Consider the following 14,828-nt stretch of genomic DNA (forward strand, 5'->3'; position numbering starts at 1 on the left):
ATAACTAACCAAGTTAGCGACTGCCCACGTTACCATGGGGATATGTCCCACGATGAGAGTAACCCCCCAGCGCCCGGGACGTACTGGTACGACCCCAAGAACGCCGGAGTTTCTTCGGCCATGGAGGTTTTGCGTGCCGTGCGCCGGTTTCGCGTGGCCGACGCCGCGATGCGTCACCGCGCCCAGGCTGAGATGCAGATCAATGAAACAGACCTGATGGCCATCCGTCACCTCATCGCCTGCGAACGCCAAAACCGCGTCGCCAGCCCCAAGGATCTCAGCGAATTCCTGAACATCTCGTCGGCCGCCACCGCGAAGCTCCTCTCCAGACTCACGGCGTCTGGCCACATTCGCCGGGAGGTGAACCCGGATGACGGTCGGGCCCAGCGCCTGTTCGCTACCTCGTCCTCGCACGAGCAGATGCGGCAGGCGCTGTCGGGCACGCACGAGCAGCTCATGCAGGTCGCCGTGGGGCTCGCCGCCGACCACCAGGCGGCCGTTGTGCATTTTCTTGACGCGATGAGCGCCATCGCCATGATGCCGCACCCGGACACAGTGGCCCGGGAAGCGGCGGCCGCTGCAGCGCCGGGCGGAGAGCCGGCATCCGCTTAAGATGGATCAGTGACTCAACTCTCTGCCACTGCGCCGAAATCTGCCGCCTCCTACGTTGAGGCCCTGCTGGCCTCGTACCCCGATTTTCCCAAGCCCGATATCCTGTTCCGCGACCTCAACCCGGTATTCGCCGACGCGGTGGCTTTTCGCGCGATCATCGACGACCTGGCCGACCAGCACCGAGGCCGATTCGATGCCGTAGCCGGTATCGAGGCTCGCGGTTTTCTGCTGGCGGCCGCTGTTGGGTACGCGGCGAACGTGGCTGTCCTGGCCGTGCGTAAGGGCGGCAAGCTGCCAGGCACCGTGCTGACCGAAGAATACGAGTTGGAATACGGCTCGGCCCGACTCGAACTCGAAATCGGCCAGCTGCCGGCCGGCAGCCGCGTTCTCATCCTTGACGACGTCCTCGCCACGGGTGGCACAATCGCGGCCACGAGCCGTCTCATCGATCGGGCCGGCTACACCCTCACCGGCGTCGGTGTCGTGCTCGAGCTGACCGACCTGCACGGTCGTGAGCGTCTGGGCACCACGGCGGTACACGCGATCATGTCGATCTAGGTCAGCTGAGCCAAATTTCGCACGAACCTCAGGGCTGCGTGGGGCATGCTTGGAGCATGACTGAGAGTTCGGGTGTCGATGCGAGCGTCGCGCGCGGGGCGGCCGTCCCGCCGGTCGGCCCGGGCCGGGACAGCGGCGACGCCTGGGTTCACGCTCCCGATGGTCGCAAATTCTGGGGCCGATTCGGTGCGGCCGGACTCCTCGTTCATCATCCGCGCCTCGGAGTGTTGCTGCAGCATCGCGCCGTCTGGAGTCATTTCGGCGATACGTGGGGGCTTCCGGGTGGAGCTCGCCACGAGAACGAAAGTGCGATCGACGCCGCCCTGCGCGAAGCAAGGGAAGAGGCCGGCGTGCCAGCGCACCTGGTGCAGGTCAAATTCACGTCCCTATTCGACCTAGGATTCTGGTCGTACACGACCGTCGTCGTGGAGGCGACCGAGGAGTTCGAACCGGTGATCAGCGACCAGGAGAGCATCGCCCTGCGCTGGGTTCCGGCTGGTTCCGTTGATCTGCTCGCCCTTCATCCCGGTTTCGCTGCCAGCTGGCCCACGCTGCGGGGGCGGCTGGATTGAAATCTGGCCCCACTCGATAGACTCTTTCTCGTGACGACGGCAGTGAACGGGGTGGTGAGCGATCGGGTGCTCACCCTGCCCAACGTGCTGAGCCTGCTGCGGCTGGTACTGGTGCCGGTTTTTCTCGTACTCCTCGCCCAGGGAGAGGATGCCTGGGCTTTGGTCGTGCTCAGCATCTCCAGTTTCACCGACTGGCTCGACGGGTTTCTCGCGCGGCGCTGGAACCAGATCACCCGCCTCGGCCAACTGCTGGACCCGGCCGCCGATCGCCTCTATATCTTTGCGGCTCTGATCGGACTCGCCTGGCGCGATCTGGTCCCGTGGTGGATTGTGTTGGTCATCGTGGGGCGTGACGTCTTTCTGCTGGCCTTGGGCGTCATCCTCGCAAACTATGGGTTTGGCCCGCTGCCGGTGCACCACCTCGGCAAGGTGGCGACCTTCTGCCTGTTCTACGCCCTGCCGATGATCATGCTCGGACAGGCCTTTCCTGCACTGGAATGGTGGTCGCAGCCGATGGGCTGGGCGTTCGGCCTCTGGGGCGCTTTTCTGTACTGGTGGGCCGGCATTATTTATGCCATTGAAACGATGCGAGTGATTCGGCTGCCAAGGGTCGCCCCGGGTGTATCTTCCGATACGCTGGAACGATAGGAGGTGCATGATGGTCGATCTAGCCGGAAAGAATAATTCCGAGGAGCAGAACGAGCCCGTGCCCACAGATCAGCCCGAAAACCCGACGACAGGCGAAGCAATGCCCAGCAAGGCGCAGTCCACCCCAGCATCCTCCACTCCTGGCTCCACCGGTGTCGAGACGCCCGGCGAATCGACCACGGTGCACGACATGCTCAGCACCGACACAACGATGAATTTCAGCCAGGAGTTCGCCGCCCAGATCGCGTCGATCAACTCGAACGTCACGGCCGAGGAACAGGAATCCATCGCCGCTCTGCCCTCCGGGTCGGCGCTCATGGTCGTTCGTCGCGGACCCAATGCCGGTGCCCGTTTTCTGCTGGACGCCGATCTCACGAGCGTCGGTCGCCACCCGAACGCCGACATCTTTCTCGACGACGTCACGGTCTCGCGTCGGCACGCCGAGTTCCTGCGTAACGGCACAACCTTCACGGTGAAAGACCTCGGCTCGCTCAACGGCACGTACTTCGATGGTGAGCGCATCGAAACCGCCGCTCTGACCGACGGCGCCGAGGTGCAGGTCGGCAAGTTTCGTCTCACCTTCTACGCGTCGCGCCTCGACCTCGCCCGCGCGGCGAGCGAGTAGTGGCGGCAAACTCCGCCCAGGCTCGTTCCGTGTCTGTGTCGGAAGCTCAAGGGCAAGCTCCGGGATCAGCGCCGCTGCTGAGTATCGGCCAGGTCTTGGCACGCCTCACCCCGGAATTCACCGAACTGACTCCGTCGAAGCTGCGCTTTCTCGAGGAACAGGGCCTCGTCGCCCCGGCCCGCACGGAATCCGGCTACCGCAAGTTCTGCACCAGCGACGTCGATCGCCTGCGACTGATCCTGTCGATGCAGCGCTATCAGTACCTTCCCTTGAAGGTCATCCGCTCCTATCTGGATGATCTGGATGCCGGGCTGTCGCCGGTCTTGCCTGGCGGAACCACCCCCGGAGCGTCGATGCTCGGCACGTCGCGTCGTCTCACCCGCGACGAACTGCTGCGCGAAGCCGGGGCATCCGCCACGCTCCTGCACGATGCTGTCTCCGCGTCGATCATTCTGCCCGCCGAACACTACGGCGACAGCGTGCTGCACGTGCTGCGGGCCCTCGTCGAGCTGCAACGCAGTGGAATCGAACCGCGGCACCTCCGAGGCTTTCGCGGTGCGGCGGAACGCGAACTCGGCCTCATCGAAAGTGCGCTCGTGCCGCTCGCCCGGCGTAAAGACGCCTCCAGCCGGGCGAAGGCAGCTGAAATGGCGGTCGAGATCGCCGGGCAACTCGAGGTCATTCGAGGCAGCCTGATTCGCTCCGCACTGGGCCGACTGACCAACTAGGTCGTAGACTGATTCAGGTTCAAGAGACACCGTCGTCGATTTGATCCGGTCGCTTCCTGGCGGGGCCGCCTGCACTCGACCGACACGCCAAATCGGTCACGCGAATGTCATGCTGCGAGGCACTTCACCTCGGTACCGTAGGTAGAGCGATGCACAGCAGGACATCGTCATAACATCAGTATTCCGTTCACATCCGCACCACAGATAATTCCGCAACACAGTGGCTTTACGCTCGCTTCATCGCAGCTGCAGGTCACGGCACCGCGTAACCCCCGAGAGGCAACCCATATGAGTGAGCTCAAGCCTGACGCTGACGCTTCGCGTTACTCGTTAGGACTGCTGTTCACCGATGGCATGCCCGAGCTTGATGAAAACTCCGGCTACCGCGGCGCTGTCGCCGCGCGTGCGGCCGGCATCAGCTACCGTCAGCTCGACTACTGGGCCCGCACCGGCCTGGTCGAACCCACAGTGCGTGGCGCGGCCGGTTCTGGTTCCCAGCGCCTCTACGGCTTTCGCGACATCCTCGTGCTCAAGCTTGTCAAACGTCTGCTCGACACCGGCATCTCTCTGCAACAGATTCGCACCGCGGTCAACCAGCTGCGCGAGTCGGGAATCAGCGACCTCGCCCAGACCACGCTCATGAGCGACGGCGCAAGCGTGTACCTGTGCACCTCCAACGATGAGGTCATCGACCTGGTCAGCCGCGGCCAGGGCGTCTTCGGGATCGCCGTGGGCAAAGTTCTCCGCGAGGTCGAGACTAGCCTGGTCGAACTCGACATGCATCCGGTCGACCCCGCCGACGAGCTCGCCGCCCGTCGTTCCACCCGCAAAATCTCCTAGCATCCGCTTTTCGGTCCCAGGTGCCGCCATTCGCGGTGCGCTGGAATTCTGGCCAAGCTGCATCTGCGCAGAAGCCCAGGCTCGATTTAGAGACCTCGCAGAAGCCTAGGTTCGAACTAGACCGCAGGGGCCTCGACGTACTCGCCGATGCGCGCCGTGCGCAGCACCCGGTCGAGCAACTGGTCGAAGTAGCCCGCCATCTCGAGCGCACTGTCGCCCGGCCAGATGTGCAGCGGCTTCGCGGCGCCCTGCGCCTGCTGCAGCGACGTACGCTCCGGCAGTTGCGGGCTGAGCACGAGCGGCCCAAACATGTCGCGCAACTCCTTGATGCGAAACTGGTGCTCGAGCGACGCCGTGCGGGCCCGGTTCACAATGATGCCGAGCGGCTGCAGGCGCGGGCTGAGGCCTCGGCGAATTTCTTCGATCGCGCGCAGCGCACGGTCTGCTGCAGCAACCGAGAACAGGCCGGGCTCTGTAACGACCGCGACGCGGTCGCTCGCGGCCCACGCGGTGCGTGTGAGGGCGTTGAGCGACGGTGCACAGTCGATGAGCACGAGCTCATAGTCTTTCTCGATCGTCGAGAGCGCTTCCTCGAGTTTCCAGATATCGCGGATGCTCGGGTGCGGCCCGTCAAAGTTGATCGCCGACGGGCTGCCGATCATGACGTCGATCGTGCCGGGACGGTTGCGGGTCCAGCCGCTCGGGGCAATAGCCGCGCGCACCGTCTTTTCCTTGGGCGAGCCGAGAACATCGGCAACGTTGAGGTGACCGGCTACCTGGATATCCATACCGGTTGACACGTCAGACTGCGGATCGAGATCCACGACGAGTGTGCGCACGCCGCGGGCGAAGGCAGCAGAAGCCAGACCAAGGGTCACAGTGGTCTTGCCGACACCACCCTTGAGGGAACTTACGCTGAGTACGTGCATGAGTAGCAAGGTTACCTTCACTAGTGTTAGAGAACCTAACCGTTAGCTGTGCGCCCCGTACGCCCTCGAAAGGCTTGCATGTTTGAGAAAATCCTTGTTGCCAACCGCGGAGAGATCGCGATCCGTGCCATGCGCGCGGCGTACGAGCTCGGAGCCAAGACTGTGGCGGTGTTTCCATTCGAGGATCGCAACTCGTTGCACCGTCTGAAAGCCGACGAGGCGTACCAGATTGGTGAGACCGGGCATCCGGTTCGCGCGTATCTGGACGTGAGTGAAATCATCCGGGTGGCCAAGGAATGTGGCGCTGACGCCATCTACCCCGGCTACGGTTTTCTGTCGGAGAACCCCGAGCTCGCCGATGCGTGCGCCCAGGCCGGCATCACCTTCATCGGCCCCGGCGCCGACGTGCTCGAAATGGCCGGCAATAAGGTCACCGCGAAAGAGCACGCCATTGCGGCCGGCGTTCCGGTGTTGAAATCGACGCAGCCATCGACCGACGTCGAACTGCTCATTAGCCAGGCCGACGAAATCGGCTTCCCGATCTTCGCCAAGGCCGTCGCTGGCGGTGGCGGGCGCGGCATGCGCCGCGTCGCCAAGAAGAGCGAGCTGCGCGGAGCCCTCGAAGAAGCCATGCGCGAGGCGAACAGCGCGTTCGGCGACGCCACGATGTTCCTCGAGGCCGCAGTGCTGCGCCCCCGTCACATCGAAGTGCAGATTCTGGCGGATGCCGCCGGTGAGACGGTGCATCTGTTCGAGCGCGACTGCTCGGTACAGCGTCGCCACCAGAAGGTCATCGAGATCGCTCCGGCGCCGAACCTGAGCGATGAGATCCGGGTGCAGCTCTACGCCGACGCCATCAAGTTCGCCCGTTCCATCGGGTACGTCAACGCCGGCACCGTGGAGTTCCTGCTCGACACCGTCGGCGAACGCGCCGGCCAGCACGTGTTCATCGAAATGAACCCGCGCATCCAGGTGGAGCACACCGTGACCGAAGAGGTCACCGATGTCGACCTCGTGCAGGCGCAGATCCGCATCGCGGCGGGGGAGACCCTGGCCGAGATCGGCCTCACGCAGGGCGAGATCCGCCTGCGCGGCGCGGCACTGCAGTGCCGCATCACCACCGAGGACCCCGCGGCCGGGTTCCGTCCGGACACCGGCAAGATCACCACCTACCGGTCACCCGGCGGCGCCGGCATCCGCTTGGATGGTGGCACGGTCAACACGGGCGCGCAGATCAGCCCGCACTTCGACTCGATGCTCGCCAAGCTCACCTGCCGCGGCCGTGATTATGCAGCCGCCGTGGTGCGGTCCAAGCGTGCGCTGGCCGAGTTCCGTATCCGCGGCGTCTCCACCAACATTTCCTTCCTGCAGGCGGTGCTCGACGACCCCGACTTCGCCGCCGGCGACTTGAGCACCTCGTTCATCGACGAGCGCCCCGAGCTGCTGCGCGGCCGGGAATCCAAGGACCGCGGCACCAAGATTCTCACTTGGCTTGCCGAGGTCACGGTCAACCAGCCCAACGGCGTGCCGCCGACCACGGTGCACCCGCGCGACAAGCTGCCGCAGTTCGACATCACGACCCCGGCCCCCGACGGCTCCCGCCAGAAGCTGCAGCTGCTCGGCCCGACCAAATTCGCCGCCGATCTTCGGGCCCAAACCGCTCTGGCCGTCACCGACACGACGTTCCGGGATGCCCACCAGTCGCTGCTGGCGACCCGGGTGCGTACCAAAGATCTCGTGGCCGTGGCACCGTATGTGGCCCGGCTGACCCCGCAGCTGCTCTCGGTCGAGGGCTGGGGCGGCGCTACTTACGACGTGGCGCTGCGTTTTCTCGGCGAAGACCCGTGGGAACGCCTCGCCGCCCTGCGGGAAGCCCTGCCGAACATTAACCTGCAGATGCTGTTGCGCGGCCGCAACACGGTGGGCTACACCCCGTACCCGACCGAGGTGACCGACGCGTTCGTGCGAGAGGCCACGGACACCGGCGTGGACATCTTTCGCATCTTCGACGCCCTCAACGACGTGTCACAGATGCGCCCGGCCATCGACGCGGTGCTGAACACCGGTACCACCCTGGCCGAGGTTGCCGTCTGCTACACCGGCGACCTGCTCGACCCGGCCGAGAACCTCTACACCCTCGACTATTACCTGCGCCTGGCCGACCAGATCGTCGAAAGCGGCGCCCACGTCATCGGCATCAAGGACATGGCCGGGCTGCTCCGCCCGAGCGCAGCCGAGAAGCTCGTTAGCGCGTTCCGCGAACGCTTCGACCTGCCCGTGCACGTGCACACCCACGACACTCCGGGCGGCCAGCTGGCCACCCTGCTCGCCGCAGCCCGTGCGGGCGCCGACGCCGTGGACGTGGCCTCGGCTCCGATGGCCGGCACGACCAGCCAGCCGTCGGCATCCTCACTGGTGGCGGCCCTCGCTCACACCGAACGGGACACCGGCATTTCGCTCAAGGCCACGACCGACCTCGAACCGTACTGGGAGGCCGTGCGCACCCTGTACACGCCGTTCGAATCGGGCCTCTCCGCCCCGACCGGCCGGGTCTACTCGCACGAGATCCCGGGCGGGCAGCTCTCCAACCTGCGCACCCAGGCCGTCGCGCTCGGCCTGGCCGACCACTTCGAACTAATCGAAGACATGTACACCGCCGCGAACACTATCCTCGGCCGCGTGCCCAAGGTGACCCCGTCTTCGAAGGTGGTCGGCGACCTCGCCCTCTACCTCGCCGCGGTGAAGGCCGACCCGGCCGACTTCGAGGCGAACCCTGACAAGTACGACGTGCCCGACTCCGTCATCGGATTCATGGCTGGCGAGCTCGGCGAACTGCCCGGCGGCTGGCCGGAGCCGTTCCGCACCAAGGTGCTCGCGGGCCGCGACGTACGCGTTGGTGTCACCGAGATCACCGCGGGGGAGCGCACCGCCCTCGGCGCATCGAGTGCCGAACGTCGCGCGATGCTCAACCAGCTGTTGTTCCCGGCGCCGACCCGCCAGTTCGAACAGGTCAAGGAAAGCTACGGTGACCTGTCCGTCATCGATACCGTCGATTACCTCTACGGCCTGCAGCAGGGCCAGGAACACGCCGTCGAAATCGCTAAGGGCGTGCGACTCTACGTGGGCCTGGAAGCCATCGGTGAAGCCGACGACAAGGGTATGCGCACCGTCATGACCATCCTCAACGGCCAGCTGCGCCCGGTGTTCGTGCGCGACACGAGCATCACGGTGCAGACCAAGATCGCCGAAAAAGCGGATGCCAACCAGCCCGGCCAGATCGCCGCACCCTTCTCCGGCGTGGTCACCCTGCAGGTCGAGGAAGGCGCTCACGTTGAAGCCGGCCAAAGCGTCGCGTCGATCGAAGCCATGAAAATGGAAGCGGCGATCACCACCTCGATCGCCGGAACCATCGAACGTGTCGCCGTCCCGCTCACCCAGCAGGTCGATGCGGGCGATCTGCTCGTGGTTGTGCGTCCGCGCTAAGATTAGGGCCGTTATCGACCAGTTGAGGATGTACCCGTGCCAGACAAACGTACTGACGACGAGAGCGCGCCCGCGCGACCGGTGTCTGCCGCCAAGCGAACCCGTGACGAGCGCGACGACTATCACAGCGAGTTGCCGCCGCACACGATCGACAACCTCGCTGCGTCCCTGCCCGAGAGCCTGAGCGTTCCGATCGAGGTGCCGGTCGGGCCCCGCCGCTCGGTGCCTGCCGTGGGCCGGTCGGCCAGGGGCACCGGCCTCGACACGACCCGGATCGTGTCCACCCCGGCCACCCACACCGTTGAAATCTCGACGCCGGCGCCGGCCCGTTCAGCAGGGGCTAGCTCGGCCATCGAATCGCTCTCCCGAGCGGATGCCGCCTCCACAGTTCGGCGCGACCGCATCCGTACCGAAAACAGCACGGCCCCCGAGTCGGCCGCCATGCTCACCTCTGATCGCCTGCTCGCGGTCAACCGTAAGACCCGCAAGGCGCCGCAGGGCTCCTGGCCCGAATTCGTCTACGCCCTCACTCTGCACCTGGTCAACCTGGGCGACTCCGCCAAGGTGCAGGCCTACAAGGAGATGGACGAGCGCATCCGCCGCCAGTTTGAGGGCGGCACGCGGTTCGTTCCGATTCTCACCCGCAAGGGCGGCGTCGGCAAGACCACGGTCACGACCCTGCTCGGAATGGCCCTGGCCGATGCCCGCGACGACCGCATCATCGCCATCGACGCCAACCCCGACCGCGGCACACTCTCCGAACGCGTGAGCAAGCAGACCAGGTCGACCGTGCGCGACGTCGTCTCCAAGGCCGCGTCGATCGGCAACTTCACCGACTTCTCCGCTCTGGTCTCCCGCGACGAAACCCGCCTCGACATTCTCGCCTCCGACACCGACCCGCTGCTCTCCGAGGCGTTCGACGAGAACGACTACAACGTCGTCGCCGACCTCGCGGCCCGCTACTACTCGATCGCGCTCACCGACTGCGGTACCGGCATCGTGCACTCGGTCATGCGGGCCACCCTGCAGCGCGCCGACTCCATCGTGATCGTCTCCGGCGGCAGCGTCGACGAGGCCCGTCTGGCCTCCGAAACTCTCACCTGGCTCGAAGCCAACGGCTACGGCGACCTCGTGCGCAACGCGATCGTCGCCCTCAACACCGCCACCCAGGGCACCAACCTGGTTCGCCTCGAAGAAATCGAGTCGCACTTTCGCTCCCGCGTACGCGAGATCGTGCGCATCCCCTACGACCCTCAACTTGCCGCCGGCAGCGTCGTCTCCTACAAAGATCTCAAGCCGATCACCCGGCTGGCAGCACGAACGCTCGCCGAACTGGTCGTCGAGGGGCTCCCCACCGACCGCAACCTGTAGCGAGCCGCGCGCTCGTTCGTCTTTCACACCACCCGCCTACCGAGGAGTCTCCCCGTGCCCGAACGCCAGATCCGTCTCTTCGGAGATCCGGTGCTGAAGACCGTCTCCGACCCCATCGACGGGATCGACGACCGGGTGCGCGGCCTGGTGCAGGACCTGGTCGACAGCGTGCGACTGCCTGGGCGGGCCGGCGTCGCGGCCTCGCAGATCGGCGTGAACCTGCGAGCGTTCAGCTACAACGTCGACGGTGTCATCGGCTACATCCTCAACCCCACGGTCGTTGAACTCTCCGGAGAGCCCGACCTCGTCGACGAGGGCTGCCTCTCCGTTCCGGGACTCTGGTACCCCACCAAGCGCTACCCGTTCGCCCGGGTCACCGGCATCGACCTCGACAATAATCTCATCGAGCTCTCCGGCACCGGCATCATGGCCCAGGCTTTACAACACGAAACCGATCACCTCGACGGCTACCTCTACATCGACCGCCTCGACAAGGACAACCGCAAGGCCGCGATGAAGGAAATCCGAGAGTCCACCTGGTTCTAGCCCCCACCCAGGATTCCGGACAGCGAGCTCGGGCGAAGCCTTGAGCGGTCCGAATGTGAGGGAGCGGGGAGCGGAATGCTTTTCCCGAGCCCTACCCACCAATTACCTGCACCGAACCCGACCCACAACGAAAGTGAGCCGGGCCCGCCCTCAAACTACTCGCGTAGCGAAATCCCCTCAGTAACCGGCGCCCCAGAGTACATCGCCTCAATCTCACCGGCGAAGTCCCGCAGAATGATATTGCGCTTGATACTCATCTTCGGCGTTAGATGCCCGCTGTCCTCGGTGAGCTCAATCGCCAGCAGCGTGAATTTACGAATCGACTCCGCCCGCGACACACCCTCATTGGCATGGTCGACCGCGCGCTGAATCTCCGCGAGCACAGTCTTATTGACGGATGCCTGCGCGAGCGACATTCCGGCATCCTCTTGATTGTTGTTCAACCACACCGGCAGCATGTCGGGGTCCAGCGTGATGAGCGCGCCTATGAACGGCTTCTGGTCGCCGACGACGACGACCTGGCCGATCAGCGGATTCGCGCGAATGGGGTCTTCGAGCGCCGCCGGGGCCACGTTCTTGCCGCCGGCCGTCACGATGATTTCCTTCTTGCGTCCGGTGATGGTGAGAAAACCGTCGGCGTCGAAGTCACCGATGTCGCCGGTTTTCAACCAGCCGTCATCGAAGGCGTCCGCGGTGGCCTGCGGGTTCTTCCAGTACTCCTTGAAGACGTTGACGCCCTTGACCTCGATCTCGCCGTCGTCCATGACGCGCACCGAGACACCCGGCAGGGGCGGCCCGACAGTGCCGATTTTGGCCCGGGTGGCCAGCCCAACGGTGGCCGGGGCCGTCGTCTCGGTCAGACCGTAGCCCTCGAGAATGACGATACCCAGGCTCTTGAAGAAGTGACCGAGGTGAGCACCCAGCGGCGCCGAACCGGAGACCGCCCAAACGACTTTGCCGCCCATCGCGGCCCGCAACTTGCTGTAGACGAGCTTGTCGAACAGCGCGAACTTGATCTTCATGCCGAGCGGAATCGCCGTTTCGGCCTGCACCAGCTTGGAATGCTCAACGGCCACGTGGGCCGCAGCATCGAAGATCTTGCCCTTGCCGCCGGCGACAGCCTTCTGCTGGGCCGAGTTGTAGACCTTTTCGAACACCCGCGGCACTGCGAGTAGAAAGGTCGGCTGAAAGCTGCCGAGCGCGGCCAGGAGCGTTTTGGTGTCAGCTTGGTGCCCGACGCGCACGCCGGCGTGCACGCACAAGACCGAGATGAATCGGGCAAAGACGTGGGCAGTCGTGATGAACAGCAGGGTCGAGGCGCCCTCGGGGTGAACCAAGACTTCCTTCAGGGCTACCGCAGCGTTGCGGCTGGTCTCGAGGAAGTTCGCGTGGGTGAGCACGCAGCCCTTGGGCTTGCCGGTTGAACCGGAGGTGTAGATGAGGGTGGCCATGTCGTCGCCGACGGCGAGGTTGCGGCGGCGTTCGATCTCGGAGTCCGTCACCTCGACGCCCCCGGCCACGAGCTTGTCGAGGTCGCCCAGGTCGATCTGCCAGACCGAACCAATGGCGGCCAGCTCCGGGTGCACCTCGTCAAAGCGCGCGAAATGGTCTGCGGTTTCGACGATGACCGCCATGGCGCCGGAGTCGCTGAGGTTCCACTGTACCTGGCTGGGCGAGCTGGTCTCATAGACCGGTACCAGAATTGCTCCGGCGAACCAGACGGCGAAGTCGATCAGGGTCCACTCGTAGCGGGTCTTGCAGATGAGCCCGATCTTGTCGCCGGGCTCGATGCCTGCGGCGACGAAACCTTTGGCCAGTGCCACCACCTGGGTGTGGAACTCCCGAGTGGTCACGGGAAGCCACTGGCCGCCCCGCGGCAGCGAGAACAGAATGAGGTCGGGAGACGCGGCGAGGCGGTCCATGAGCAGGTCGGTGATGTTGGCGCCAGGATCGGCGGGAACGACGGCGGGCATATCAAACTGTTTCACGGCAACTCCTTTGGTACCGGCTGAACGTGCCGCCTGCTCGAGCGCCGAAGAATTCTGCGTTGAGCGGGTGTTTCGTCCAGCGGCAAACTGGTTTACTACACTCTAGAGGGTGTCACTGGCAGCCGCCCCGTGCCGCGAGCCCACTTCCCGATCGCCCCGAACGAAAGGTGCCCCGTGCACGCCATAGGTATCGATATCGGGGGCACCAAAATTGCCGGGGCGCTGGTCGACGAGGCGGGCACCATCATCCGCTCTGACCGGCAGCCGACCACGCCCGGCAACCCGGGCGAGATCGAAGACACCGTCGTCGCAATGATTCTGGCTCTGTCCGAGGGTGAAGCTGTCGTCGCTGCGGGGGTGGCTGCGGCCGGGTTCATCGACGCCGCCCAGTCGACCGTCTACTACGCGCCGAACATCAGCTGGCGCAACGAGCCGTTCCGCGACAAGCTCGAGGCTCGGCTCGACCTGCCCATCATCATCGAAAACGATGCCAATGCGGCCGGCTGGGCTGAGTTTCGCTTCGGCGCGGGCCGGCCGTACACCGACATGGTCACCCTGACCGTCGGCACCGGCGTCGGCGGGGCGATCGTGACGAATAATGCCCTGTTCCGCGGCGGCTTCGGTGCCGGCGCCGAACTCGGCCACCTCCGGGTGGTTCCCGACGGGCTGCCCTGCGGCTGTGGCGCGCACGGCTGCCTGGAACAATATGGCTCCGGTCGGGCGCTGCTGCGCATCGCCAACGAATTCGCGGATGCCGGCGGCATCGGTCTCGGCCTGGCCGGCGCCCGCGAGCGGCGCGGCAAACTCACCGGCAAAGAGGTGGGGCGTCTGATCCAGGACGGTGACGGCGGCGCCCTCGCTGCCCTGCGCCAGCTCGGCGGTGCCCTCGGGCAGGCCTGCGCGAGCCTCGGCGCCGTACTCGACCCGCAGGTGTTCGTGTTCGGCGGGGGAGTGGCGGCCGCCGGCGACCTGCTGCTCGAACCGATTCGCGCGGCCTACCTCGACTACCTGCCGGCGCGCGGCTACCACCCCGAAGCGGAGTTCGCCATCGCCCAGCTGGTGAATGACGCCGGCGTGGTCGGCGCGGCCGATTTGGCCCGGCTGCACGCGGTGCGTTGATCGGGCGCTATGGACGTCGGGGCGGCATCCGCTTCGATGCGGCGGGCGGACTAAGCTTTTCTAGTCGGATAAAGGAGTGCGAGTGTTCTATTGGATCATGAAGAACATCGTCATCGGCCCGCTGCTGCTCTCGCTGTTTCGACCGTGGATCATCGGCCTGGAGAACATTCCCAAGACCGGGCCGGTCATTTTGGCCAGCAATCACCTGTCGTTCATCGACTCGGTGTTTCTGCCGCTGGTCGTGCCGCGCCGCGTGGCGTTTCTGGCCAAGAGCGACTATTTCACCGGCAAAGGCCTGAAAGGTTGGGCGACCCGGCAGTTTCTCACCGCCGCCGGGCAGCTTCCGATCGACCGGTCGGGCGGTAAAGCCTCGGAGGATTCGCTCAATACCGGCCTGCGGGTACTCGGCGAGGGTCGCATCCTCGGAATCTATCCGGAGGGCACTCGCAGCCCGGACTCCCGCCTGTATCGCGGGCGCACCGGGGTAGCCCGCATGGTGCTGGAATCGGGCGTGACGGTCATTCCGGTGGCCATGATTGATACCGAGAAGGCCATGCCGACCGGCACCAGGATTCCGCAGGTGCGGCGGATCGGCATTGTGATCGGCACACCGCTCGACTTCACCCGCTTTGAGGGAATGGAGGGCGACCGGTTCGTGCTGCGGAGCGTCACCGACGAGCTCATGTACGAACTGCAGCGACTCAGCACGCAGGAGTACGTCGACGTCTACGCCTCCTCGGTCAAAGAGAAGCGGGCCAGCCTTTCGCGCTAGGCTGCCAGAAGTGCTGTCTGCGCTTTGCGCGCTGCGG

14 protein-coding genes are annotated in these 14,828 nt (G+C 65.2%); 12 read left to right on the plus strand and 2 right to left on the minus strand.

Going from position 1 to position 14,828, the window contains the following annotated elements; all coding sequences use genetic code 11:
* Positions 1-42: 42 nt before the first annotated feature.
* The 7 genes from CXY78_RS19050 to CXY78_RS19080 all read left to right on the plus strand — a co-directional run bounded on the left by CXY78_RS19050 (position 43) and on the right by CXY78_RS19080 (position 4,583).
* Positions 43-612, plus strand: coding sequence for a MarR family winged helix-turn-helix transcriptional regulator (locus tag CXY78_RS19050; RefSeq protein WP_092339741.1), 570 nt, complete (start codon positions 43-45; stop codon positions 610-612).
* Positions 613-621: 9 nt separating this feature from the next.
* A complete protein-coding gene (locus CXY78_RS19055) occupies positions 622-1,170 on the plus strand; it encodes an adenine phosphoribosyltransferase (protein ID WP_092339742.1) in 549 nt (182 codons plus the stop codon).
* A 56-nt stretch (positions 1,171-1,226) separates the two neighbouring features.
* Entirely contained in the window at positions 1,227-1,742 is a 516-nt protein-coding gene (locus CXY78_RS19060) for an NUDIX domain-containing protein (protein WP_092339743.1), read from the plus strand.
* Positions 1,743-1,772: 30 nt separating this feature from the next.
* Positions 1,773-2,390 carry a CDP-alcohol phosphatidyltransferase family protein gene (locus CXY78_RS19065; RefSeq protein WP_233197507.1) on the plus strand — a complete coding sequence of 206 codons (618 nt, stop codon included), beginning with the start codon at positions 1,773-1,775 and terminating at the stop codon, positions 2,388-2,390.
* Positions 2,391-2,580: 190 nt separating this feature from the next.
* Complete coding sequence (locus tag CXY78_RS19070; RefSeq protein ID WP_092339870.1) at positions 2,581-3,015, plus strand: FHA domain-containing protein; 435 nt, start codon at positions 2,581-2,583, stop codon at positions 3,013-3,015.
* Positions 3,016-3,044: 29 nt separating this feature from the next.
* Entirely contained in the window at positions 3,045-3,743 is a 699-nt protein-coding gene (locus CXY78_RS19075) for a MerR family transcriptional regulator (protein ID WP_369827364.1), read from the plus strand.
* 288 nt (positions 3,744-4,031) lie between these two features.
* Complete coding sequence (locus CXY78_RS19080) at positions 4,032-4,583, plus strand: MerR family transcriptional regulator (RefSeq protein WP_092339744.1); 552 nt, start codon at positions 4,032-4,034, stop codon at positions 4,581-4,583.
* A gap of 116 nt (positions 4,584-4,699) precedes the next feature.
* Here CXY78_RS19080 and CXY78_RS19085 read toward each other — a convergent pair whose 3' ends face one another.
* Positions 4,700-5,512: a ParA family protein gene (locus tag CXY78_RS19085; protein ID WP_104090712.1), complete on the minus strand. Its 813-nt coding sequence runs from the start codon at positions 5,510-5,512 to the stop codon at positions 4,700-4,702.
* A 78-nt stretch (positions 5,513-5,590) separates the two neighbouring features.
* Between CXY78_RS19085 and CXY78_RS19090 the strand changes: the two genes are divergently transcribed.
* The 3 genes from CXY78_RS19090 to CXY78_RS19100 are packed head-to-tail and all read left to right on the plus strand — an operon-like array spanning position 5,591 to position 10,912.
* Positions 5,591-8,995, plus strand: a complete 3,405-nt coding sequence (locus CXY78_RS19090) for a pyruvate carboxylase (protein WP_104090713.1) — start codon at positions 5,591-5,593, stop codon at positions 8,993-8,995.
* A gap of 36 nt (positions 8,996-9,031) precedes the next feature.
* Complete coding sequence (locus CXY78_RS19095; protein ID WP_233206242.1) at positions 9,032-10,366, plus strand: MinD/ParA family protein; 1,335 nt, start codon at positions 9,032-9,034, stop codon at positions 10,364-10,366.
* Positions 10,367-10,420: 54 nt separating this feature from the next.
* Positions 10,421-10,912, plus strand: coding sequence for a peptide deformylase (locus CXY78_RS19100; RefSeq protein ID WP_092339748.1), 492 nt, complete (start codon positions 10,421-10,423; stop codon positions 10,910-10,912).
* 155 nt (positions 10,913-11,067) lie between these two features.
* On the opposite strand, the gene CXY78_RS19105 is transcribed toward CXY78_RS19100, so the two are convergent.
* Positions 11,068-12,900, minus strand: a complete 1,833-nt coding sequence (locus CXY78_RS19105; protein WP_104090715.1) for a long-chain fatty acid--CoA ligase — start codon at positions 12,898-12,900, stop codon at positions 11,068-11,070.
* A 174-nt stretch (positions 12,901-13,074) separates the two neighbouring features.
* Between CXY78_RS19105 and CXY78_RS19110 the strand changes: the two genes are divergently transcribed.
* A complete protein-coding gene (locus CXY78_RS19110; protein ID WP_104090716.1) occupies positions 13,075-14,019 on the plus strand; it encodes an ROK family glucokinase in 945 nt (314 codons plus the stop codon).
* Positions 14,020-14,101: 82 nt separating this feature from the next.
* Entirely contained in the window at positions 14,102-14,791 is a 690-nt protein-coding gene (locus CXY78_RS19115; protein ID WP_092339751.1) for a 1-acyl-sn-glycerol-3-phosphate acyltransferase, read from the plus strand.
* Positions 14,792-14,828 lie beyond the last annotated feature (37 nt).

Source organism: Cryobacterium sp. N19 (assembly GCF_002929595.1).
Taxonomy (GTDB): Bacteria; Actinomycetota; Actinomycetes; order Actinomycetales; family Microbacteriaceae; genus Cryobacterium; species Cryobacterium flavum.

Coding starts and splice junctions, on each gene's coding strand:
- CXY78_RS19050 (WP_092339741.1), top strand. CDS start 43: ATGTCCCACGATGAGAGTAACCCCCCAGCGCCCGGGACGTACTGGTAC.
- CXY78_RS19090 (WP_104090713.1), top strand. CDS start 5,591: ATGTTTGAGAAAATCCTTGTTGCCAACCGCGGAGAGATCGCGATCCGT.
- CXY78_RS19070 (WP_092339870.1), top strand. CDS start 2,581: ATGCTCAGCACCGACACAACGATGAATTTCAGCCAGGAGTTCGCCGCC.
- CXY78_RS19080 (WP_092339744.1), top strand. CDS start 4,032: ATGAGTGAGCTCAAGCCTGACGCTGACGCTTCGCGTTACTCGTTAGGA.
- CXY78_RS19060 (WP_092339743.1), top strand. CDS start 1,227: ATGACTGAGAGTTCGGGTGTCGATGCGAGCGTCGCGCGCGGGGCGGCC.
- CXY78_RS19085 (WP_104090712.1), bottom strand. CDS start 5,512: ATGCACGTACTCAGCGTAAGTTCCCTCAAGGGTGGTGTCGGCAAGACC.